This is a genomic window from Pseudomonas triticicola (assembly GCF_019145375.1).
Taxonomy (GTDB): Bacteria; Pseudomonadota; Gammaproteobacteria; order Pseudomonadales; family Pseudomonadaceae; genus Aquipseudomonas; species Aquipseudomonas triticicola.
On the sequence record NZ_JAHSTX010000001.1, the window covers coordinates 4,427,161 to 4,452,857 of the forward strand.

The 25,697-nt window shown below is 61.4% G+C and carries 8 protein-coding genes; 1 reads left to right on the top strand and 7 read right to left on the bottom strand.

Going from position 1 to position 25,697, the window contains the following annotated elements; all coding sequences use genetic code 11:
* Positions 1–88: 88 nt before the first annotated feature.
* The 7 genes from KVG85_RS19530 to KVG85_RS19560 all read right to left on the bottom strand — a co-directional run bounded on the left by KVG85_RS19530 (position 89) and on the right by KVG85_RS19560 (position 8,994).
* A complete protein-coding gene (locus KVG85_RS19530) occupies positions 89–1,006 on the bottom strand; it encodes a LysR family transcriptional regulator (RefSeq protein ID WP_016772273.1) in 918 nt (305 codons plus the stop codon).
* A 92-nt stretch (positions 1,007–1,098) separates the two neighbouring features.
* Complete coding sequence (locus tag KVG85_RS19535) at positions 1,099–1,965, bottom strand: ABC transporter permease (RefSeq protein WP_122698867.1); 867 nt, start codon at positions 1,963–1,965, stop codon at positions 1,099–1,101.
* Between the two features lie 20 nt (positions 1,966–1,985).
* Positions 1,986–2,846 carry an ABC transporter ATP-binding protein gene (locus KVG85_RS19540; RefSeq protein WP_217864707.1) on the bottom strand — a complete coding sequence of 287 codons (861 nt, stop codon included), beginning with the start codon at positions 2,844–2,846 and terminating at the stop codon, positions 1,986–1,988.
* A gap of 17 nt (positions 2,847–2,863) precedes the next feature.
* The gene (locus tag KVG85_RS19545; protein ID WP_217864708.1) at positions 2,864–3,760 is read right to left on the bottom strand and encodes a TauD/TfdA dioxygenase family protein; all 897 of its coding nucleotides are present in this window, start codon (positions 3,758–3,760) and stop codon (positions 2,864–2,866) included.
* A 334-nt stretch (positions 3,761–4,094) separates the two neighbouring features.
* A complete protein-coding gene (locus KVG85_RS19550) occupies positions 4,095–5,462 on the bottom strand; it encodes an HlyD family type I secretion periplasmic adaptor subunit (protein ID WP_024011116.1) in 1,368 nt (455 codons plus the stop codon).
* On the bottom strand, positions 5,452–7,608 hold the full coding sequence (locus tag KVG85_RS19555) for a type I secretion system permease/ATPase (RefSeq protein WP_217864709.1): 2,157 nt from the start codon (positions 7,606–7,608) through the stop codon (positions 5,452–5,454). Before KVG85_RS19555 ends, KVG85_RS19550 begins: the two co-directional genes overlap by 11 nt.
* Positions 7,609–7,641: 33 nt before the next feature.
* Positions 7,642–8,994, bottom strand: a complete 1,353-nt coding sequence (locus KVG85_RS19560) for a TolC family outer membrane protein (RefSeq protein ID WP_217864710.1) — start codon at positions 8,992–8,994, stop codon at positions 7,642–7,644.
* 361 nt (positions 8,995–9,355) lie between these two features.
* On the opposite strand from KVG85_RS19560, the gene KVG85_RS19565 reads away from it, so the two are divergent.
* On the top strand, positions 9,356–25,594 hold the full coding sequence (locus KVG85_RS19565; protein ID WP_217864711.1) for a LapA family giant adhesin: 16,239 nt from the start codon (positions 9,356–9,358) through the stop codon (positions 25,592–25,594).
* Positions 25,595–25,697 lie beyond the last annotated feature (103 nt).

Below are 25,697 nucleotides of genomic sequence, written 5' to 3' on the forward strand. Positions count from 1 at the left end.
AGCGGTGGACCAGTCGCCATTGAGGTGACTGACTCGACGCCTTCGCGAGCAGGCTCGCTCCCACAGGAATTCGATGGTGCCTGATGATTTACGGCTGTGCCGCCAGCCACGTTTCATCGCAGCAGGTCTTGAGGGTTTCGCGCAGCCAGCGGTGGGCCGGGTCCTTGTCGAAGCGCGGGTGCCAGGCCTGGGTCAGCATGAGCATGGGCAGCGGAATCGGCAGGTCGAATGAACGCAGTTTCAGCCCCAGCCGCCGCACGCTGAGTAACGCTTCTTTGGGCACCGGCAGGATCAGGTCCGAGTCGGGCAAGGCAAACATCGCCGCATGAAAACTCGGCGCGATCACCGCCACCCGGCGCTCCAGCCCCAACGCATTCAACGCCGTGTCGATCGGGCCGCGAGCGATACCACGCCGCGACATGCTGATGTGGGAAAAACCGGCGTAGCGCTCGGCAGTGATTTCGCCATCGAGCAACGGATGATTTTCGCGCACCAGGCCGACGAAATGGGTGGAAAACAGGTTCTGCACCTTCACTTCTGGCGTGAGCGGACGGGTGTTGCTGACGCTCAGATCGATGCGTCCTTCGCGCAGCGCCTCATCGTCGCCATCGCCTTCCGGGACGAAGCGCAATTCGCAATGCGGGGCGAGTTGGTCGAGGGTGTCGAACAGCTTGCCGCCGTAAACGCCGACGAAGAAATCATTGGCGCGAATGCTGAAGCGTCGACGCAAGGTACCCAGCTCGACGCTGTCGGCGGAGCGAAACAGCAGCGCCGCCTGCTCGACCACATCGCGCACCTGCTCGCGCAGCTCAAGCGCTTTGGGTGTCGGCACCAGCCCCCGCCCGGCGCGCACCAGAATCGGATCGCCGATGGCTTCGCGAATCCGCGTCAGCGTGCGACTCATGGCCGCCGGGCTGAGGTTCATCCGCCGCGCCGCACCGACCACACTGCCCTCGTCGAGCAAGGCATCGAGGGCGACCAGAAGGTTCATATCCGGGAGTTGCATGCTGAGCACTCTTGGCTGATCTGGATTGATCCGGGCGCAATGCTAACAAACATCCCTCAAGGGTGACGAGGCCGGCCCAGCCAACGAAGATCTCAGCGCTGCATACCCCAGCGCTTGACGGTCACCCGCTCAAGGGTGGCAAAAACCAGATTCTCCACCAGCAAACCAATCAGGATCACCACCGCCAGCCCGGCGAACACCTTGTCGGTGTACAGCTCATTGCGATTCTGGAAGATGTACCAGCCCAGCCCGCCCTTGCCGCTGGTCGCGCCAAACACCAATTCGGCGGCGATCAAGGTGCGCCAGGCAAACGCCCAGCCAATCTTCAAACCGGCGAGAATCGACGGCAGTGCCGCCGGGATCAGGATGAACAAGACCAGGCGCAAACCCTTGAGGCCATAGTTACGCCCGGCCATGCGCAGCGTCTCGGACACACCGAGGAATCCGGCATAGGTGTTCAGCGCCAACGCCCACAACACCGAGTGCACCAGCACGAAAATCAGGCTGTTCTGGCCCAAGCCAAACCAGAGCAGCGCCAGCGGCAGCAGGGCAATCGCCGGCAACGGGTTGAACATTGAAGTCATGGTGCTGAGCAGATCACGTCCCAACTGGGTCGAGACCGCCAATGTCGTCAGAGCGAACGCGAGGACGATGCCGATCAGGTAGCCCTTGATCAGCACCACCAGCGAGATCCACACCTTGGCCAGCAACTCGCCACTGAGCAGCCCGTCGAACAAGGCATGTGCGGTTTGCAGAAAACTCGGCAGCATCAAGTCGTTGTTTTGAATCCGCGCGACCACTTCCCAAATGATCGCCAGCACGATCAGGATCAGGCTTTTACGCAGCCAGCCCTGTTGCCACAGGCGCGTGCCAAGCGGCAATTCGCGCTCGACCGGCACTGCGGTCAGCGGCTCGAGCACGGTTTCAAATTCTTCACGCACGGATGATGAATGGCTCATCGGGTAGTCCTCCTGGCCGCTCAATAGGCGATGCGAATGTCGTTGAAGTGGTGATCACGTTCGGTCTCCGGCGCCTGGCCCTCATCGAACAGCAGACGATGAATGCGCCGCGCCGACTCCTGAAACGCCACACCACCGAGGCTGTGCAGATCGTATTGATGGCTGTGCACTTCGGCGCGCACCCGCCCCGGATGCGGCGACAGCAAGAGGATGCGATTGCCGACCACCAAGGCTTCTTCGATCGAATGGGTGACGAACAGCAGGGTGAAGCGCACCTCTTCCCAGAGCAGCAGCAATTCCTCCTGCATCTTGCGGCGAGTCAACGCATCGAGTGCAGCGAAGGGTTCGTCCATCAAGAGGATTTTCGGTTGCATGGCCAAGGCCCGGGCGATCGCCACCCGCGCTTTCATGCCGCCGGACAAGGTGTGCGGATAGGCGTCGGCGAACGCAGCGAGGCCGACCTTTTCCAGATAGTGCAGTGCGCGTTCTTCGGCGTCTTTCTTGTTCAAGGTGCGCGAGGCGAGCAGCGGGAACATCACGTTCTGCTTCACGGTTTTCCACGGCGGCAACTGGTCGAATTCCTGAAACACCACAATGCGGTCCGGCCCCGGCGCATCGACGCGCTGGCCTTGCAGGCGGATCTCGCCTTCGCAAGGCTGGATGAATCCGGCGACAGCCTTGAGCAAGGTCGATTTCCCGCAACCGGACGGGCCAAGCAGGACGAACCGGTCAGCCGGGTCGACGGCGAAACTGACTTGATGGGTGGCGCGCACCACGCGCTGCGGCGTGCGGTATTCGAGGCTGACCTGATCGACGGCCAACAACGCTTCGCTGTGGGCGATCGGGTTGCTGGCCGCGTGGCCTGGCAATGGGGCGTTCATGGTCAATCTCCGGCAAATCAGAAAGGCGCGTCGCCCTGGATGGTCGTGCGATACAGCTTGCGGCGCAGATGCGCGGGGCAGCCGGCGGCGAGGTGGATCAGCGAGCGGTTGTCCCAGAACACCAGATCATGCGGTTCCCACTGATGGCGGTAGATGTTTTGCGGCAGCACGCTGTGGGCGAAGAGTTCGCCGAGCAACTGACGACTTTCGTCTTCCGGCAGACCGACAATTCGCGTGGTGAAGCCTTCGCTGACGAACAAGGCCTTGCGGCCGTTTTCCGGATGAGTGCGCACTACCGGGTGCACCACTTCGGCGACCTGAGCCAACTGTTCAGGAGTCAGGGTCGGGCGCCAGTTACCCTCGAACTTGGTTTCGCTGTAGCGCGCGGTATAGGAATGCGCAGCGCAACGTCCTTCGACCGCGGTGCGCAACGCAGCGGGCAAGTCGTCCCAGGCTTTGTGCATGTCGGCAAACAGCGTGTCGCCGCCCTCGGCCGGCAGCTCTTGGGCGTGCAGCATCGAGCCGAGACTCGGCAGCTCTTTATAGGAGAGATCGGAATGCCAGAACTTGCCGGCGTCTCCGAGACCGATGTTCTGGCCGTTCTCGATAATGTTGGAAACGATGAGGATTTCCGGGTGATTGGCCAGCAGGAATTGCTTGAGCACGTGGATCTGCAACACGCCGAAGCGGCGGCTGAAATCGATTTGCTGTTGCGGGGTGATCTGCTGATCGCGGAAGACCACGACGTGGTGATCCAAGTGCGCGCGATGAATCCGCGCGAAGTCCTGATCATTGACCGGCCGGCGCAGGTCGAGGCCAACGATCTCGGCGCCGACGGCACCGCTGAAGGGGCGAATTTCAAAAACTGGTGGCGCGGCAGTTGCGGCGCTTTCGGTGGCAGTAGCGGCGGACATCAATCATCTCCCACGCACGGCGCGTTCACGGACGCGCTCGTCGATCAGACACTCACGCTGGATTGCGTGTCGGTTCAGGTCGTGCGGCGCGCCGATTGGTCGGCAGGTACGCAGGTGGGTGACTTTATCGCTATAAGAATTTTAAATTAAATACCGTTAATGAATAACGATATGGCGAATGGTGAGGGGGTGGAGTGACGATTTGTGTCACTTACCGACAGCTTCGTAGCGCCTCAGCGGGCGCCTTCGCGAGCAGGCTCGCTCCCACAGTTGGAATGCAATCTCCTGTGGGAGCGAGCCTGCTCGCGAATGGGCCGTCAACAGCGCTGAAGACCTAGCGCTCGTGCAACGCCTCAGCCCGCGCCCGGATAATCGGCTTGAGCAAATAGCTCAACACCGACTTCTTGCCAGTGATGATATCCACCGAAGCGACCATCCCCGGGATGATCAGCAGTGGCTTTTCATCCGTGCCCAGATGGCTGCGCTCGGTGCGCACTTTGATCACGTAGTAAGTGGTTTTCTTGTCTTCGTCGGTGATGGTATCCGCACCGATCTGCTCCAGCTGCGCCTTCAGACCGCCGTAAATGGTGTAGTCATAGGCGGTGAATTTGACGATCGCTTCCTGTCCCGGATGCAGGAACGCAATGTCCTGCGGGCGGATCTTGGCTTCGACCAGCAGGGTGTCGTCCAGCGGCACGATTTCGACCATATCGCTGCCCGGCTGGATCACACCGCCGATAGTGTTGACCAGCAACTTGTTGACGATACCCCGCACGGGTGAGGTAACCAGCGTACGGCTGACGCGGTCTTCCAGCGCCTTGCCGGTGGCCTGGGCCTTGTTCAGATCGGTGCGCGCTTCGTTGAGTTGGGTCAGCGCTTCGCTGCGGAATTTGCCGCGGGTTTCGTCGATCTTGCGCTGCACTTCCTTTATCGCCGATTCCGCGCGCGGGATGGCCAGCGTGGTCGCGTCGAGCTGACCACGGGTTTCCACTTCAGCACGCTTGAGACGCAACACTTCCACCGGCGAGACCGCGCCCTGCGCCACCAGCGGCTCGGACATGTTGATTTCCTGACGCTGCAAGCCGAGTTGCTGACGGTACTGCGCCTGCTTGGAGCTGAACTCACGCAGCTCTTGCTGGCGCTGGATCAACTGCTCCTGCAAGCCGCCGATTTCATCGTGCAACTGCTGACGGCGGCTGATGTACAGCGACTCTTCGCTTTTCGCCTGGCCCGGCACGGCTTTGAGCACGTCCTCGGGGAAATTCAGCGGACGATCATCGACTTCCGCGCTCAGACGCTCGACCCGCAGCAGCATCGACAGGCGATCAGCCTCGGTTTCGCCGACGTTGGAGGCAAAACGTGTGTCGTCGAGACGAATCAGCGGCGCGCCGGCCTCGACGATCTGGCCTTCCTTGACGAACAGCTCGGAGACGATACCGCCCTCCAGGTTCTGGATTTTCTGGATCTTGGAAGACGGAATCGCCTTGCCGTCGCCCTTGGTCACTTCGTCGATTACGGCAAAGTTGGCCCAGAGCATGAGGAACACGAAGAAGCCGATGATCGCCCAGATGGTCAGGCGCACGACGCGCGGGGCGTCTTCGATCAGCGCCTTGTTGACCTCTGGCAGCGGCTGGCCCTGCAGCGAGGCAGAGCCCTTGAAGTAGCGACGGATCGACTCCTTGACACCGGATTTAAGCAACACTGATCTGCCCCTTCTTCAACGCTTCCATCACGGCGGCTTTCGGGCCGTCGGCGAGAATCTGCCCGCGATCGATCACCAGCAGGCGATCGACCAGCGACAACAGCGATGCCCGGTGCGTCACCAGCACCACGGTCTTGTTTTCAATCACTGCTGCGAGGCGTTGCTTGAGGCGTTCTTCGCCGGTGTTGTCCATCGCACTGGTTGGCTCATCCATCAGCAGAATCGGCGGATTGAGCAACAGCGACCGGGCCAGGGCGACGTTCTGCCGCTGGCCGCCGGAAAGGTTCTGCCCACGCTCGCCGACTTGCAGCTCGTAGCCTTGCGGGTGCAGACGGGCGAATTCGTGGACGCCGGCCAGTTCGGCGGCTTGCAGCACCAGCTCGTCTTCGACGTAACGCGCGCCGGACACCAGGTTGTCACGCAGGGTGCCGGACAGCAGCTGAATGTCCTGCGGCACGTAGCCGATGTTGTAGCGCAGTTCGCTGACATCGATCTGGCGGATGTCCACGCCGTCGACCAGCAAGGCACCGTCGTCCGGTTGGTACAGGCCCACCAGCAGTTTCGCCAGCGAACTCTTGCCCGAACCGCTGCGGCCGATGATGCCGATCTTCTCGCCGGGACGGATCACCAGGTTGATGTTCTTCAGCGCCGGGTTCTGCTGGTCCGGGTAGGTGAAGCTGAGCTGACGGCATTCGATCGCACCCTGCAGCACCTTGCGGCTCAGCGGGCGCTCCTCGAAGTTGCGTTCCTGGGGCAGCTCCATCATCTGGTCGACCGAGGTCATGGTCACCCGCGCCTGTTGATAGCGCGTGAGCAGGCCGGACAGCGACGCCAGCGGGCTGAGGGCGCGGCCACTGAGCATGTAGCAGGCGATCAGCCCGCCCATGCTCAGGTTGCCGGCGATGATCTGGTACACGCCGAAGACGATCATGATCACCCCGGCCAGTTGCTGGATCAGCAAGGTGATGTTCATCGCCAAGCCAGAAAGCATTTTCACTCGCAGCTCAAGACGGCTGAGGGTGCCGATGGTCTGCTCCCACTGATACTGGCGCTCGCTTTCGGCGTTGTTGACCTTGACCGCGTCCAGCCCGGCGAGGGTTTCGATCAGGCTCGACTGGCGCTCGGCGCCCAGCGCCATGGTGCGCTCCATGGTCGCGATCAGTGGCTTCTGCAAGGCGTAGCCGATCAGCAGGGCAATCGGGAACGCCAGCACCGGAATCCACACCAGATGCCCGCCGAGAATGGCGATGACGATGAAAATCAGAATGGTAAACGGCAGGTCGATCAGGCTGGTCAGGGTCAGCGAGGCGAGAAAGTCGCGCAGGCTTTGAAACTCATGGATGTTCTGGGCAAAACTGCCGACCCGCGCCGGGCGGTATTTCATCGCCATGCCGACAATGCGCTCGAACAGTGTGGCGGAGATGATCAGGTCGGTTTTCTTCCCGGCCAGATCCAGACACAGGCTGCGCAGGCTCTTGAGGATCAAGTCGAAGATGTAAGCGCCGGTGATGCCCAGCGCCAGCACCCACAGGGTTGCTTCGGCCTGGTTCGGTACCACGCGGTCGTAGACGTTCATCACGAACAGCGGCGCGGCCATGGCGATGATGTTGATCAGAAAACTGGCGGCGATCGCATCGGCGTACAGCCAGCGCGAACGCTTGAGGGTGTCACGGAACCACGAGCGTGCGCGCGGGATCAGCGTGCCGTGGTTGACGTCGAATTTGTGCTGCGGCTGGGCGAAGAACACTTTGCCGGTGTAATCGTCGCTCAGCAGTTCGCGGCTGACCACCGACTCGCCGCCGTCGCTTTCGCTGAGCAGTACGCGTGCTTCGTTGTCGCCCTGCCAGCCGAGCAGGACGGCACTGCGGCCATCCTTGAGCAGCAACAGCGCGGGCATGGCGATCGCCGGAATTTCTTCGAGCTTGCGCTGCAACACCCGCCCCTGCAGGCCGGCACGAGCTGCTGCGCGCGGCAGCAACTCGATACTCAAACGTTGTTTGGGCAACGGCAGGCCGGTGGTCAGCATCGCCGCGCTGGCAGGCTTCTGGTGCAGCATGCACAGGGCGAGCAGACCATCCAGCAACGGATCGTCATGCAACGCGCGTGGATCATGGCTGAGTTGAACTCGACTGACTTCTGATTCCACGCTCGACACTCTTTAACAGTTGAAAGGGATAACTCAGTTCATCCCAGGCAGCTGGACCTTGGGCTTCACGTCGTTCTGCACAACGGATGCCAACGGCGCGACCACTCCCTGGCTTTTGAGCAATTGGCCCATGGTCGCCTTGATTCGGTACTGAGTAAATAACTGAATGTTCTTGATTTCCGCCAGACGCCGCGAGGCGGTGAACAGCTCGTTTTCGCTGTCGAGCAAGTCCAGCAGGGTGCGTTCGCCGAGGCTGAATTGACGCTGATAGGCGGTGCGCACTGAAGTGCTGTGATCGACGTATTGCTGGGCAATCGGCACTTGGGCGTTAGCATTGTTCAGCGCGTTCCAGGCCAGGCCGAGCTCTTCGTTCAACTGACGCAGGGCGTTGTTGCGGATGTCCAGCGCCTGGTTGGCCAGGTACGACTTGGATTCCAGATCGGCCTTGTTGCTGCCACCGGAATACAGGTTGAAGCGCATGCGCAGCATGGCCTGCCACTCATTGTTGTGACCGTTCTGGCCGTCGAGATCGTTGTCGGCGGTGCGGCCCAGTTCGGCGTCGAAGCGCGGGTAGAAGGTCGATTTGGCGGTGGCGAACTGCTTTTCGGCAGCGGCGATGTCGGATTCGGCGGAGCGCAGGATAGGGCTGTTTTCCAGCATCTGCGCGCGGGCCTCATTGAGGTTGGCCGGCATCATCGCCATGAACGGCGCCGGGCGCTCGAGCTGGTCGGGCATCTGGCCGACGGCGCTGAGGAAGTTGGTTTCCGCGTCGGCGAGGTTGGTCTGCTCGGTGATCAGATTATTGCGCGCCTGGGCCATACGGGCTTCGGCCTGATCAAGGTCGGCACCGCTGCCGACGCCGCGCTGGGTGCGCAATTGGATCTGATCGTAGATGCGCTGGTGGCTCTTGAGGTTTTCCTCGGCCAGACGGACGAATTCGCGACGGGTCAGCACGTCCAGATACACCTGGGCGACGGTCAGCGCAGTGCGCTCGGAAGTGCCCAGCAACGAGTAAGCACGGGAACTGACGTTGGCTTGTTGACGCGCAACTTCGTTGGACGTCGCGAAACCGTCAAAAACCATTTGCGAGAGACGTAAACTTGACTCGCTGCGGTTCAACGTCTCCCAGTGATTGCTTCCACCGTTCGCTCGAGTGGTCACACTGTCGGTGCCCTCACGGCCGTAACCGCCGAGCAGATCGACCTTGGGCAGGTATCCCCCTTTCGCAGCCTTTAACTGATAATCCGCCGCCAATCGACTGTTGACCCCCGCTTGAATCTCCGGATGGACATCCAGCGCCTGTTGCATGGCTTCTGGTAAGGATTGTGCTTGTACAAAAGAGGCGGCTAAAGCGAAGGGAGCGGCAAGGAGCAAAAGCGAACGCATGGTTGGAATTTTCCCGGAACTTCTTGTCTTGAATCACAGCAGAAACGTGGTGCTGCGTCGGATGATGGCAACCCGAAAGACCGTATGTCGGAAAGTTCAAAACAGGAACTGGATGACACGCTGAAGGACAGGTCGCCGCGGAAATATCAATGTGACATTAGTGGGGCGATTGTTTAGGATGGCTCCCAGAAGGTCAATAGTTTGGCATAAAGTTAATCGCGATAATTTATAGCCAGATTATTGACGGAAATACAGCGTCAATAAGTTATCCATTTATAGAAAGTACGTCCAGACTGAAGTGGCGCCGACGCCCGTCAGGTCCATGGAAGTCAACTGAATGTGACACCCCGGAGAGTCTTCAATGAGCAGTGTTGTTGCCGTCGTCAAAAGCATTGTCGGTCAGGTTTTCGTGGTGTCCCCAGAGGGCGTGCGTCGCGTACTCGTTGAAGGCGATCGCCTGTATGTCGGCGACCAGATCGATACCGGCCTGTCCGGCGCAGTGTCGCTGGAACTGGCCGATGGCCGCATGCTCGATCTGGGTCGCAACACCCAGTGGAGCGCCAGCTCGCCTGACTCCAGCACTGACCTGGCCGAAGCCACCGCGCAGGCCGCGCCTTCTGTAGAAGAACTGCAGCAAGCCATCGCCGCCGGTGTCGACCCAACCACCGCACTCGAATCCACCGCGGCCGGCCCGACCGCCGCAGGTACCGGTGGCGCCGCCGGTGGTGGTCACAGCTTTGTCATGCTCGACGCCACCGCTGGCCGCGTCGATCCGACCATTGGCTTTCCGACGGCGGGCATCAATTCTGCCGGCCAAGTCGCGCAGGACACCACCGGCGGCCTGACCACCGACACCACCACCAACGCGCTGCGTGACTCGACCCTGAGCCTCAGCGCCACGCCGACCATCACCGAAGCCGGCGGCGTGCTGGTGTACACCGCGACCCTGACCCAGGCGCCGCTGACCGACCTGACCATCACCCTGTCCAATGGCGCAGTGATCGTCATCCCGGCCGGCGCCACCACCGGCACCGTCAACGTGCCGCTGGCACCGAACGACACGGTCTACAACGACCCGACCCAGATCGACGTGACCGTCACCGGCACCAGCGGCGGCAACGGCATCACCGTGACCCCGCCGACTATCCCGGCGACCACGCAAGTCACCGACACCGTCGACACCACTACCGTCACGTTGACGGCTGGTTCGAGCGTGACCGAAGGCGGCCAGATTACCTATACGGCGACTTTGACCAACCCGGCGCAAACTCCGGTAACCGTCACTCTGTCGAACGGCTCGACCATTACCATTGGCGCTGGCCAGACTACCGGCACTGTTAACGTGCCGACGCCAGCGAATGACGTCTATAACAACGGCAGCACCGTTACGACGACGATCACCGGGGCTACCGGCGGCAACTTTGAAAACCTGGTGCCAAACACCACGCCAGCCGTTACCACGATCACTGATTCGGTTGATAACACCGGTCTGACGTTGACCGCGACCAACAACATCGTTGAAGGCGGTCAGATCACCTACACCGCGACGTTGACCAACCCGGCGCAAACCCCGGTGACCGTCACTCTGTCGAACGGCTCGACCATCACCATTGCGGCTGGCGAAACCGTTGGTACCGTCAACGTGCCGACTGCGGCCAACGACGTGTACAACAATGGCAGCACCGTCAGCACCACGATCACTGGCGCAACTGGCGGCAATTTCGAAAACCTGGTGCCGAACACCACGCCAGCCGTTACCACGATCACCGATTCGGTCGACAACACCGGCCTGACCCTGACCGCGACCAACAACATCGTTGAAGGCGGCCAGATCACTTACACCGCGACACTGACCAACCCGGCGCAGACGCCGGTTACCGTCACCCTGTCGAACGGTTCGACTATCACCATCGCCGCTGGCGAAACCGTCGGCACCGTCAACGTGCCGACTGCGGCCAATGACGTGTACAACAATGGCAGCACCGTCAGCACCACCATCACCGGCGCAACTGGCGGCAATTTCGAAAACCTGGTGCCGAACACCACGCCAGCCGTTACCACCATCACCGATTCGGTCGACAACACCGGTTTGACTCTGACCGCGACCAATAACATCGTTGAAGGCGGTCAGATCACTTACACCGCGACCCTGACCAACCCGGCGCAGACGCCGGTAACTGTCACTCTTTCCAACGGCTCGACCATCACCATCGCGGCCGGCGAGACCGTGGGCACCGTCAACGTGCCGACAGCGGACAATGACGTGTACAACAACGGCAGCACCGTCAGCACCACGATCACTGGCGCAACCGGTGGCAATTTCGAAAACCTGGTGCCAAACACCACGCCAGCCGTTACCACGATCACTGATTCGGTTGATAACACCGGTCTGACGTTGACCGCGACCAACAACATCGTTGAAGGCGGTCAGATCACCTACACCGCGACACTGACTAATCCGGCGCAAACCCCGGTGACCGTCACCCTGTCGAACGGCTCGACCATCACCATTGCGGCCGGCGAAACCGTCGGCACCGTCAACGTGCCGACTGCGGCCAACGACGTGTACAACAATGGCAGCACCGTCAGCACCACCATCACCAGTGCAACCGGTGGCAACTTCGAAAACCTGGTGCCAAGCAACACGCCAGCGGTGACCACCATCACCGACTCGGTCGATGACACTGGCCTGACCCTGACTGCGACCAATAACATCGTTGAAGGCGGTCAGATCACTTACACCGCGACACTGACCAACCCGGCGCAGACCCCGGTAACCGTCACCCTGTCCAACGGTTCGACCATCACCATTGCTGCTGGCGAAACCGTGGGCACCGTCAACGTGCCGACTGCGACCAACGACGTCTACAACAATGGCGGCACCGTCAGCACCACCATCACTGGCGCTACCGGTGGCAATTTCGAAAACCTAGTGCCAAGCAACACGCCTGCGGTCACCACCATCACCGACTCGGTCGATGACACTGGCCTGACCCTGACCGCGACCAACAACATTGTTGAAGGCGGTCAGATCACTTACACCGCGACACTGACCAACCCGGCGCAGACCCCGGTAACCGTCACCCTGTCCAACGGTTCGACCATCACCATTGCGGCTGGCGAAACCGTTGGTACCGTCAACGTGCCGACTGCGGCCAACGACGTGTACAGCAATGGCAGCACCGTCAGCACCACCATCACCGGCGCTACCGGCGGCAACTTCGAAAATCTGGTGCCAAGCAACACGCCAGCGGTGACCACCATCACCGACTCGGTGGATGACACTGGCCTGAGCCTTAGCGCCACCGGTTCCGTGGCCGAGGGTGGCCAGATCACCTACACCGCCACGCTGACGAATCCGGCCGGCACCCCGGTAACCGTGACCCTGAGCAACGGCTCGGTGATCACCATTGATGCCGGCAAAACCACCGGCACCATTACCGTTCCAGCGCCGGCCGATGACGTCTACAAAGACGCCGGCCAGGTCGAAGTCAGCATCAAGGACGCCACCGGCGGCAACTTCGAAAATCTGGTGCCGAACACTACGCCAGCAGTGACCGAAATCACTGACACCGTCGATACCTCGACGGTGAAGCTGAGCGCAGACACCTCGGTTGCCGAAGGCGGCACCGTAACTTACACCGCCACCGTCGGCGCGCCAGTCACCGGCTCGCCTGTGGTAGTGACGTTGGCCAACGGTCAGAACATCACCATCGCCGTCGGCCAGACCACCGGCTCCGTCACTTACACCGCACCGAACGATGCCTTGACCGGCAACGCTCCGCTGACCAACTCGATCACTGGCGTAACCGGTGGCAACTTCGAAAATCTGGTGGCGGACAAAACCCCAGTTTCGACCACCGTCACCGACGTGGCCGACACCACCAATCTGTCGCTGAGCGCGACCGCTTCCGTGGCTGAAGGCGGCCAGATCACTTACACCGCGACCTTGACCAATGCAGCTGGCTCGCCAGTAACCGTGACCTTGTCGAACGGCGCCGTCATCACCATCAATGCAGGCGAAACCAGCGGTAATGTGACCTTCCCGGCTCCGTCCGACGACGTCTACAAAGACGCCGGTTCCGTGCAGGCCACAATCACCAGCGCCACCGGCGGCAACTTCGAGAACCTCGTTCCGAGCACCACGCCAGCGGTCACTCAAGTCACCGACACCATCGATACCTCGACGGTCAAATTGACCGCCGACACTTCGGTAGCCGAAGGCGGAACCGTCACCTACACCGCCACTGTCGGCGCGCCCGTCACCGGCACGCCTGTTGTCGCGACCCTGGCCAACGGCCAGAGCATCACCATCGCCGTCGGCCAGACCACCGGCAGCGTCACCGCCCCGGTATCGAATGACGTGCAGATCGGTCACGCACCACTGACCAACTCGATCACCAACGTCAGCGGCGGCAACTTCGAAAATCTGGTCGCCGACAAGGCCCCGGTCAGCACCACCGTGACCGACACCGTCGACACCACCAGCGTCGCGCTGACTGCCACCGGCAATGTCAATGAAGGCGGGCAGATCACCTACACCGCGACGCTGAGCAACCCGGCCGGTACGCCGGTCACCGTCAACCTGAGCAACGGTTCGGTCATCACCATTGAAGCCGGCAAGACCACCGGCACCGTGACCGTTCCGGCACCTGCCGATGACGTCTACAAAGACGCCGGCAAAGTCGAAGTCACTATCAAGGACGCCACCGGCGGCAACTTCGAAAACCTGGTGCCGAGCACTACGCCTGCGGTGACCAACGTCGCCGACACGGTCAACACCACGCACCTGACCCTCAGCGCAGAAAGCTATGTGCTCGAAGGCTCTTCGATTACTTACACCGCAACGTTGACCAACGCCGCGCAAACGCCGGTAACGGTCAACCTGAGCAACGGCCAGACCATCACCATCGAAGCCGGCAAGACCAGCGGTTCGGTGACGATTGCCGCACCGAGCGATGACGTCTACAAGGACGTCAGCAAGCTCACCGTAACCATGACCGATGCCAGCGGCGGCAACTTCGAGAAACTCGACGTCAGCAAGACTCCGGTCAGCACCACGGTCAACGACACCGTCGACACAACCGCACTGACCCTGACCGCCAGCGATACCGTCAGCGAAGGTGGCCAGATCACCTACACCGCGACCCTGAGCAACCCGGCCGGCACTGCGATGACCGTGACCCTGGCCAACGGCGCGGTGATCAACATCGCGGCCGGTGCTACCAGCGGTTCGGTGAATTTCCCGGCGCCCGCCAATACGCCGTACATCGATGGCAGCAACGTGCGGACGGCGATCGCCAGCCACAGCGGCGGGAATTTCGAGCGCGTCGAGGCCGATCGTTCGGCTGTGGTGACCAAAGTCACCGACGCCGTCGACACCACCAACATCAGCCTGAGCGCCACCGGCAGCGTTGCCGAGGGCGGCTCGATCGTCTACACGGCGACCCTGAGCAATCCGGCCGGCACCGCCATGAGCGTGACCCTGAGCAACGGCGCGGTGATCAACATCGCCAAGGGTGCGAGCACTGGCACTGCGACCGTCGCCGCGCCTGGCGATGACGTGTACAAGGACGCCGGCAAGGTCGATGCGAGCATCACCAAGACCAGCGGTGGCAACTTTGAAAATCTGGTGATCGACAAGACTCCTGCGGTAACTGATGTCACCGACACCATCGACAACAGCACTGTTGCGCTGACCGCCAGCGCCAGTGCGGTAGAAGGCGGCGTGGTTGTCTACACCGCGTCCGTGACCGCACCGGTCACCGGTTCGCCAGTGGTGGTGACCCTGTCCAACGGCCAGACCATCACCATTCCGGTCGGCGCCAGCAGCGCCAGCGTCAACTTCACCGCGCCGAACGATGCACAGGCCGGCGGCAACACCCTGAGCGTGAAAATCGACGGCGCCAGTGGTGGCAATTACGAAAATCTCGTCGCAGACCAGACCCCGGCGGTGACCTCGGTAACCGACGTCGCCGACACCACCAACCTGTCGCTGTCCGCGACCGGCTCTGTGGCCGAGGGCGGTTCGATTGTCTACACCGCAACCCTGAGCAACCCGGCCGGCACGCCAGTGACCGTGAGCCTGAGCAACGGCGCGGTGATCACCATCGAGGCCGGCAAAACCAGCGGCACCGTCACCGTTCCGGCACCTGCCGATGACGTCTACAAAGACGCCGGCAAAGTCGAAGTCACGATCAAGGACGCCATCGGCGGCAACTTCGAAAACCTGGTGCCAAGCACCACGCCAGCGGTTACCGATGTCACCGACACCGTCGACACCTCGACGGTCAAACTGACCGCCACCGAAACCGCAGCCGAAGGCGGCACCGTCACCTACACCGCCACCGTCGGCGCGCCGGTCACCGGTTCGCCTGTGGTCGTCACCCTGGCCAACGGTCAGAACATCACTATCGAAGTCGGCAAGACCAGCGGCAGCGTGAGCACCACCGCGCCGAACGACGTCCTCGCCGGCCACGCGCCGCTGACCAACTCGATCACCAACGTCAGCGGCGGTAATTTCGAAAATCTTGTCGCCGACCAGACCCCGGTCAGCACCACCGTGACCGACACCGTCGACACCACCAACCTGTCGCTGAGCGCGACCGGCGCGGTGAACGAAGGCGGCCAGATTACCTACACCGCGACTTTGAGCAACGCCGCTGGCACACCGGTCACCGTGACCCTGTCGAACGGTGCGACTATCCTCATCGAGGCCGGCAAGACCACCGGCAGCGTGACCGTCGATGCACCGAAAGACGACGTCTATAAAGACGCCGGCAGCGTTGAAGCGACCATCCAGAGCGCAACCGGCGGCAACTTCGAAAACCTCGTCGCCAGCAAAGAGCCGGTGGTGACCACGGTCAACGACACCATCGACACCACCTCCGTGTCGCTGAGCGCCACTGCGAACGTCGCCGAAGGCGAAACCGTGGTTTACACCGCCACCGTGGGCGCGCCAGTGACCGGTTCGCCGGTGATCGTGAGCCTGTCCAACGGTCAGACCATCACCATCGCCGTTGGCGAAACCACCGGCAGCGTCAACTACGTCGCGCCGAACAGCCCATTGGCGGGCGGCAGCTCGCTGAGCGTGACCATTGATGGCGCCACCGGTGGCAACTACGAAAAACTGGTGGTCGACGGCAAGTCCGCCGACACCGTGGTTTCCGACACCACCGACACCACCAACCTGAACCTGACCGCCAGCGATTCGGTCGCCGAAGGCGGCCAGATCACCTACACCGCAACCCTGACCAACCCGGCCGGCACACCGGTGACCGTGACCCTGTCGAACGGCGCCACGATCACTATCGACGCGGGCAAAACCACCGGCACCGTGACAGTCGATGCACCGAAAGACGACGTCTATAAAGATGCCGGTAAAGTCGAAGTGACCATCGAGGGTGCGACCGGCGGCAACTTCGAGAACCTGGTGCCAAGCATGGTTCCAGCGGTGACGAATGTCACCGATACCATCGACACTTCGACGGTCAAACTGACCGCCGATACTTCGGTGGCTGAAGGCGGCACCGTGACTTACACCGCCACCGTTGGTGCACCAGTGACTGGCTCGCCTGTGGTCGTGACCCTGGCCAACGGCCAGACCATCACCATCGGCGTCGGTCAGACTACTGGCACTGCAACCGCTGTTGCTTCGAACGATGCGTTGGCCGGTAATGCTCCGATCACCAATTCGATCACTGGCGTGAGCGGCGGCAACTTCGAAGATCTGGTGGCGGACAAAACACCGGTTTCGACTTCTGTTACGGATGTTACCGACACCACCAATCTGTCGCTCAGCGCCAGCAACTCGGTGGCTGAAGGTGGCCAGATCACTTACACCGCGACATTGACCAACGCCGCTGGCTCGCCAGTGACCGTGACCCTGTCGAACGGCGCTGTGATCACCATCGACGCCGGCAAGACCACCGGCACCGTGAATGTTCCAGCGCCAGCTGACGACGTCTACAAAGACGCCGGCTCTGTTCAGGCCACGATCACCAGCACCACCGGTGGTAACTTCGAAAATCTCGTGCCGAGCACCACGCCAGCGATCACCCAAGTCACCGACACCATCGATACTTCGACCGTCAAACTGACGGCCGACACTTCGGTAGCCGAAGGCGGCACCGTGACTTACACCGCCACCGTCGGAGCTCCGGTCACCGGCTCGCCAGTTGTGGTAACTCTGGCCAACGGCCAGACCATCACCATCGGCGTCGGTCAGACTACTGGCACTGCAACTGCTGTTGCTGCGAACGATGCTCTGACCGGTAATGCTCCGATCACCAACTCGATCACTGGCGTGAGCGGCGGCAATTTCGAAGATCTGGTTGCAGACAAAACTCCGGTTTCGACTTCTGTCACCGACGTTGCCGACACTACCAATCTGTCGCTCAGCGCCAGTAACTCGGTGGCTGAAGGTGGCCAGATCACTTACACCGCTACACTGACCAACGCCGCTGGCTCACCAGTGACCGTGACCTTGTCGAACGGCGCTGTGATCACCATCAAGGCTGGCGAAACCACCGGCACCGCAACCGTTCCTGCACCGTCCGATGACGTCTACAAAGACGCAGGTTCCGTGCAGGCGACGATCACCAGCGCTACCGGTGGCAATTTCGAGAACCTGGTACCGAGCACAGCTCCGGCCGTGACGACTGTCACCGACACCATTGACACTTCGACGGTCAAACTGACCGCCGATACGTCGGTGGCAGAAGGCGGCACCGTGACTTACACCGCCACCGTTGGCGCTCCGGTTACCGGCTCGCCTGTTGTCGTGACTCTGGCTAATGGTCAGAACATCACTATCGCTGTCGGCCAAATTTCCGGCACCGCAACCTTCACCGCACCGAACGATGCGTTGGCCGGTAATGCGCCGATCACCAACTCGATCACTGGCGTAACCGGTGGCAATTTCGAAGATCTGGTTGCGGACAAAACTCCAGTTACGACTTCTGTCACCGACGTTACCGACACGACAAATCTGTCCTTGAGCGCAAGCAATTCGGTGGCGGAAGGCGGCCAGATCACTTACACCGCGACACTGACCAACGCCGCTGGCTCGCCAGTGACCGTGACCTTGTCGAACGGCGCTGTGATCACCATCAAGGCTGGTGAAACCACCGGCACCGCAACCGTTGCGGCACCGTCCGATGACGTCTACAAAGACGCCGGTTCCGTCCAGGCGACGATCACCAGTGCCACCGGTGGCAACTTCGAAAATCTCGTGCCGAGCACCACTCCAGCGATCACTCAGGTCACTGACACCATCGATACTTCGACCGTCAAACTGACGGCTGATACTTCGGTGGCTGAAGGCGGCACCGTGACTTACACCGCCACCGTCGGTGCACCAGTGACTGGCTCCCCTGTCGTCGTGACTCTGGCCAACGGTCAGACCATCACCATCGGCGTCGGCCAGACTACTGGCACTGCAACTGCTGTTGCTGCGAACGATGCGTTGGCCGGTAATGCTCCGATCACCAACTCGATCACCAACGTCAGTGGCGGCAATTTCGAAAATCTGGTTGCGGACAAGACTCCGGTCTCGACTTCTGTCACCGACGTTACCGACACTACAAATCTGTCCTTGAGCGCCAGCAATTCGGTGGCGGAAGGTGGCCAGATCACTTACACCGCGACATTGACCAATGCTGCTGGCTCACCAGTAACCGTGACCCTGTCGAATGGCGCCGTGATCACCATCAAGGCTGGCGAAACCAGCGGTAATGTGACCGTTCCGGCACCGTCCGATGACGTTTACAAAGATGCTGGTTCCGTGCAGGCGACGATCACCAGCGCTACCGGCGGTAACTTCGAGAACCTGGTGCCGAGCACAGCTCCAGCCGTGACGACAGTCACCGACACCATCGACACGTCGACAGTCAAACTGACCGCCGACACTTCGGTAGCCGAAGGCGGCACCGTGACCTACACCGCCACCGTCGGCGCTCCGGTCACCGGCTCGCCAGTTGTGGTAACTCTGGCCAACGGCCAGACCATCACCATCGGCGTCGGCCAGACCACTGGCACTGCAACTGCTGTTGCTGCGAACGATGCGTTGGCCGGTAATGCGCCGATCACCAACTCGATCACTGGCGTAACCGGCGGCAACTTCGAAAATCTGGTGGCGGACAAAACTCCAGTTTCGACTTCTGTCGCGGACGTTACCGACACCACCAATCTGTCGCTGAGTGCGACCGGTTCGGTAGCCGAAGGTGGCCAGATCACGTACACCGCGACCCTGACCAACGCCGCTGGCTCGCCAGTGACCGTGACCTTGTCGAACGGCGCCGTGATCACCATCAAAGCAGGCGAAACCAGCGGCACCGCAACCGTTCCTGCACCGTCCGACGACGTCTACAAAGACGCCGGTTCCGTCCAGGCGACGATCACCAGCGCTACCGGTGGCAACTTCGAGAACCTGGTACCAAGCACTGCTCCGGCCGTGACGACAGTCACCGACACCATCGACACTTCGACCGTCAAACTGACTGCTGATACTTCGGTGGCTGAAGGCGGCACCGTGACTTACACCGCCACCGTTAGTGCTCCGATTACCGGCTCACCAGTTGTGGTAACTCTGGCCAACGGTCAGACCATCACCATCGGCGTCGGTCAGACTACCGGCACTGCAACTGCTGTTGCTTCGAACGATGCACTGACCGGCCACGCTCCGATCACCAACTCGATCACTAACGTAACCGGCGGTAACTTCGAAAACCTCGTTGCCGACAAGACCCCGGTCAGCACCACCGTGACCGACACCGTCGACACCACCAATCTGTCACTGAGCGCAACCGGCTCCGTGGCCGAAGGTGGCCAGATCACCTACACCGCGACACTGACCAACGCCGCTGGCTCGCCTGTGACCGTCACTCTGTCGAACGGCGCGGTCATCACCATCAAGGCTGGCGAAACCACCGGCATTGCAACCGTTGCGGCACCGTCCGATGACGTCTACAAAGATGCCGGCTCGGTGCAGGCGACGATCACCAAAGCCACCGGCGGCAACTTCGAGAACTTGGTACCGAGCACTGCTCCAGCCGTGACGACTGTCACCGACACCATCGACACGTCGACCGTCAAATTGACCGCCGACACTTCGGTCGCGGAAGGCGGCACCGTGACTTACACCGCCACCGTTGGTGCACCAGTGACTGGCTCGCCTGTGGTCGTGACTCTGGCCAACGGCCAGACCATCACCATCGGCGTCGGCCAGACCACTGGCACCGCAACCGCTGTTGCTCCGAACGATGCGCTGACTGGCAACGCTCCGATCACCAACTCGATCACCAACGTCAGCGGTGGCAATTTCGAAAATCTGGTGGCGGATAAAACTCCGGTCTCGACCACTGTCACCGACGTTGCCGACACCACCAACCTGTCTCTGAGTGCGACCGGTTCCGTGGCCGAAGGTGGCTCGATCGTTTACACCGCTACACTGACCAACGCCGCTGGCTCGCCTGTGACCGTCACCTTGTCGAACGGTGCCGTTATCACCATCAAGGCTGGCGAAACCACCGGCACCGCAACCATTCCTGCACCGTCCGATGACGTCTACAAAGATGCCGGTTCTGTGCAGGCGACGATCACCAGCGCTACCGGCGGCAACTTCGAAAACCTGGTACCAAGCGCTGCTCCGGCCGTGACGACAGTCACTGACACCATCGACACTTCGACGGTCAAACTGACCGCTGACACTTCGGTAGCCGAAGGCGGCACCGTGACCTACACCGCCACCGTCGGCGCTCCGGTCACCGGCTCGCCAGTTGTGGTAACTCTGGCCAACGGCCAGACCATCACCATCGGCGTCGGTCAGACTACCGGCACTGCAACCGCTGTTGCTTCGAACGATGCACTGACCGGCCACGCTCCGATCACCAACTCGATCACTAACGTAACCGGCGGCAACTTCGAAAACCTCGTTGCCGACAAGACCCCGGTCAGCACCACCGTGACCGACACCGTCGACACCACCAATCTGTCACTGAGCGCAACCGGCTCCGTGGCCGAAGGTGGCCAGATCACCTACACCGCGACACTGACCAACGCCGCTGGCTCGCCTGTGACCGTCACCCTGTCGAACGGCGCCGTGATCACCATCAAGGCTGGCGAAACAACCGGCACTGCAACCGTTGCGGCACCGTCCGACGACGTCTACAAAGATGCCGGTTCCGTGCAAGCCACGATCAAAACCGCGACCGGTGGCAACTTCGAAAACCTGGTGACCAGCAGTACACCTGCCGTTACGAGCGTCACCGACACCATCGACACCACCACCGTAAAACTGAGCGCAACCGCCACAGCAGCCGAAGGCGGCAATGTCGTCTACACCGCAACCGTCGGCGCGCCCGTCACCGGTTCGCCAGTTGTCGTGACGTTGGCTAACGGTCAAAACATCACCATCGCCGTCGGCCAGACCACCGGCACCGTAACCGCCGTCGCACCGAACGATGCGCTGACCGGCAACGCTCCGTTGACCAACTCGATCACCAACGTCAGCGGCGGCAACTTCGAAAACCTCGTCGCCGACAAAACGCCGGTCAGCACCACCGTGACCGACACCGTCGACACCACCAGCCTGTCGCTGTCGGCAACAAACTCGGTGGCTGAAGGTGGCCAGATCACTTACACCGCGACCCTGACCAACGCCGCTGGCTCGCCAGTGACCGTAACCTTGTCGAACGGCGCCGTGATCACCATCAAGGCTGGCGAAACCACCGGCACGGTGAACGTTCCAGCGCCAGCTGACGACGTCTACAAAGACGCCGGCACCGTGCAGGCGACCATCAGCAGCGCCACCGGAGGCAGCTTCGAAAAACTGGTACCGAGCACCACGCCAGCAGTGACCAGCGTCACCGACACCGTCGACACCACTACCGTCAGCATCACTGGCAGCAGCTCGGTGACCGAAGGCCAGACCGCCAGCTATACCGTCAGCCTCAATCACCCGGCGCAGACCGAAGTGACCCTGAAAATCGTCTACAGCGGCACCGCCGCCGACGGTTCGGACTTCACTGGCGTGTACACCGTGAAGATCCCGGCGGGCGCCAGCAGCGCGCAGTTCAACGTCGCCACCCTCGATGACAAGATCACCGAAGGCACCGAGAACTTCGTGGTCAAGATCGATTCGGCTACCGGCGGCAACTTCGAGAACCTCGCGGTCAGCGGCACCAATGGCAGCGTCAGCACCTCAATCATCGACAACGATGCGCCACCGGTGCTCGATCTGGACGCCAACAACTCCAGCGGTGCGACCGGTGCCGATTACAAGGTGACGTTCACCGAGAACACCCCGGGCGCCGGCGTGTCGATCGCTGACACCGACATCAGCATCACCGACCCGGACAGCACGATGCTGACCGGTGCCACCGTGGTGCTGACCAACCGTCAGGATGGTGATGCGCTGAATCTGGGCAACAGCGTCAACGGCATCACCATCAATGCCAACAGCACCAACGGCACGGTGACCCTGACCCTCTCGGGTAACGCGACCCTGGCCGACTACATGCAGGCCATCAAGAACATCAGCTTCACCAACAGCAGCGAAAACCCGAGCACCGTGCCGCGCATCATCACCGTGACGGTGACCGATGGCGGCAACTACTCGAACACTGCGACCACCACGGTCAACGTGGTGGCAGTCAACGATGCACCGGTCGCCGCGCCGAGCAATGTCACCGGCACCGAAGACACGCCGCTGGTACTCGGCTGGTCGACCTTCGGCGTCAGCGATGTCGACAGCCCGGCGAGCAGCCTCGGTATCAAGATCACGCAGCTGCCGGGCGAGGGCAAACTGCAGTATCTGGACGGCTCGACCTGGAAGGATGTTGCCAACAACCAGACCTTCAGCAAGGCCGACATCGACGCCGGCAAGCTGCGCTTCCTGCCGGATGCCAACGAGTCGGGCACCAACGGTTACGGCGGCACCGGTCTGGGCAACAATCAGGCGGACTACGCGCAGATCAAGTTCCAGCCTACCGATGGCCAGGCGCTGGGCAGCACCGGCACAGTGAAGATCGACATCACGCCAGTGGCGGATGCGCCGACCGTAGCCGTGGCTGACAACAGCGTTAAATCCACTGGTCTGATCAAGGAAGTCTGGACCGGTCTGCCGGGTCTGGGCACTGACGGCAGCGGAGCGAACTCGACCACCCTGAAAAACGTCATCGACGCGGCCGGCAAACCGAACTCCAGCGGCAACGTCACCAACGTGCAGTCTGACGGCAGTGTCGCCGCCGGTACGGCGTCGAAGACCTCTGGCCTGATCTACCTGGAAGCCGGCAAGACCTACAGCTTCAGCGGCGTGGCCGATGACAGCCTGCTGATCACCATCGGCGGCAAGAGTGTGGCTTCCGGTACCTGGGGCGCGGGCGGTGCGATCAATGGTTCGTTTACCCCGACTACAAGCGGTTACTACACCCTCGACATCTACCACCACAACCAGAGCGGCCCGGGCAGCTACGATGTCAACCTGTCGGTCAACGGCAGCACGCCGATTGACCTCAGCAACACCGGCGTGCCGATCTACACCGGTGTGCAGGATCTGATCAACTCGGGCGTGACCGTCTCCGATCTGCACGGCACCAACGGCGAAGGTTATTACGACGGCTACAAGCTCAACACCGGCGCCGAAGGCACCACGGTGAAACTGTCGGCGATCAGCACCGCGCTGACCGACACCGATGGCTCGGAAACCCTGAGCGTAAAGATCAGCGGTGCGCCGGTCGGTTCGGTGCTCAGCGATGGCGCCGGTCATACCTTCACCGTTACCGCGAGCAATGGCGAAGCCAACGTCACCGGCTGGAACCTCGGCTCTCTGACCGTGACTCCGCCGACCTACTACAACGGCCAGTTCAACCTGACCGTGACCTCGACGTCCACCGAACAGGTCGGCGGCTCGGCAAGCAGCACCGCGACCATTCCGGTCACCGTGGTGCCTGCGGTGTACAACGCGGTCACCGCCACCTCGGGTGATGACAACGTCACCGGCACCGACGCCAACGACATCATCGTCGCTGACATCGGCGGTCTGACCGTGGTCCCGGGTACCAACTACAACATTGCGTTCATGGTCGACAGCTCGGGCAGCATGAGCACCTCGTCGCTGAACGCCGCAAAAGACTCGCTGACCTCGGTGTTCAACAGCCTCAAGCAAAGCCTGGGCGGCAGCAACTCGGGTACGGTGAACATCTTCCTGGTGGACTTCGATACCCAGGTCAACAAGTCGGTGTCGGTGAATCTCAACGACCCGAATGCGCTGACCTTGCTCAAAGCAGTGCTGAACTCGATGGCATCCGGTGGCGGTACCAACTACGAGGACGTGTTCAAGACCACGGCCAACTGGTTCCAGAGTGCCGACGCAGTGGCCAACACCGGGGCGAAGAACCTCACGTATTTCATCACCGACGGCCAGCCGACTTACTACCAGACCGGCGAGCAGACCAACCCGACGCTGTATGGCAACGTGAAACTCGACAGCGTGGTGAACACCAGCAACTACAAGCAGGGCGACACGTTCAGCACCTACATCGACAACACGCACTACCTGACCATCAACAGTGCCGGCAGCGTTGTGCTGCAAACCTACAACTCGTGGTGGGGCTGGAGCAGCGAAACCTTGGGCACGATTCACGCGCAGGGCGACGGCACTTATGAATTGTCGAACCTCGCGGGTACCGGCAACAGCACCAACTCGTCGACGACCAGCAACTCGACCAGCGGCTTTGCCTTGTTGAGCGGGTTGTCGAGCGTCGAAGCCATTGGTCTGAACAACGACGTCAGCCTCAACGACCTCAAGCCGTACGACTCGGACAAAACGCCGCAAACCAACATCGATCCGAAGGACCTGGCCAACTCGATCATCGGCCATACCGAAGCGACGATGCCGGGTAACGACACCGTCAACGGTGGCGAAGGCAACGACATCCTGTTCGGCGATCTGGTCAGCTTCAACGGCATTGCCGGCGAGGGTTACCAGGCGATGCAGGCGTTCGTCGCCAAGGAAACCGGCGTTGATGTCAGCAAAGTCACCACCAGCAATGTGCACCAGTACATCACCGAGCACTATCAGGCGTTCGATGTGTCCGGCGCGCACGATGGCAACGACACGCTGCTCGGTGGCGCAGGCAATGACATCCTGTTCGGCTCGGGCGGCACCGACCTGCTCGACGGCGGCAAAGGCAATGACATCCTGCTCGGCGGCACCGGCAACGACACGCTGATCGGCGGTCAGGGCAACGACATCCTCATCGGCGGTTCCGGTGGCGACACCTTCGTCTGGAAATCGGGCGACACCGGTAACGACGTGATCAAGGATTTCAAAGCCAGCGAAGGCGACCGCATCGACCTGCGCGACCTGTTGCAGGGCGAAACCGGCAGCACGATCGACAACTTCCTGAAGATCACCACGGTCGATGGCACGTCGTCGCTGCAAGTCAGCTCGGCGGGCAAATTCAACTCGGGCGATGCCGCTGCGGCGACGCCGGATGTGACGATCAAACTGGAAGGCAACAACTGGGCGAGCGCCAACCTGCACAACCTGATTGCCGGCAGCGATCCGACCATCAAGGTCGATCACAACAACAGCTGACGCTGAAACAGAAACGGCCGCCTCTGATGAGGCGGCCGTCGCGTTTGCGGGCAATGCAGCGGTGACGATTTCATCGTCGCCCCGCATACTGGCGCGCAGTTGG

Bases quoted from the DNA above. Each gene is read 5' to 3' on its own strand.
- KVG85_RS19530 (WP_016772273.1), bottom strand. From the start codon at position 1,006: ATGCAACTCCCGGATATGAACCTTCTGGTCGCCCTCGATGCCTTGCTC.
- KVG85_RS19535 (WP_122698867.1), bottom strand. From the start codon at position 1,965: ATGAGCCATTCATCATCCGTGCGTGAAGAATTTGAAACCGTGCTCGAG.
- KVG85_RS19540 (WP_217864707.1), bottom strand. From the start codon at position 2,846: ATGAACGCCCCATTGCCAGGCCACGCGGCCAGCAACCCGATCGCCCAC.
- KVG85_RS19545 (WP_217864708.1), bottom strand. From the start codon at position 3,760: ATGTCCGCCGCTACTGCCACCGAAAGCGCCGCAACTGCCGCGCCACCA.
- KVG85_RS19560 (WP_217864710.1), bottom strand. From the start codon at position 8,994: ATGCGTTCGCTTTTGCTCCTTGCCGCTCCCTTCGCTTTAGCCGCCTCT.
- KVG85_RS19565 (WP_217864711.1), top strand. From the start codon at position 9,356: ATGAGCAGTGTTGTTGCCGTCGTCAAAAGCATTGTCGGTCAGGTTTTC.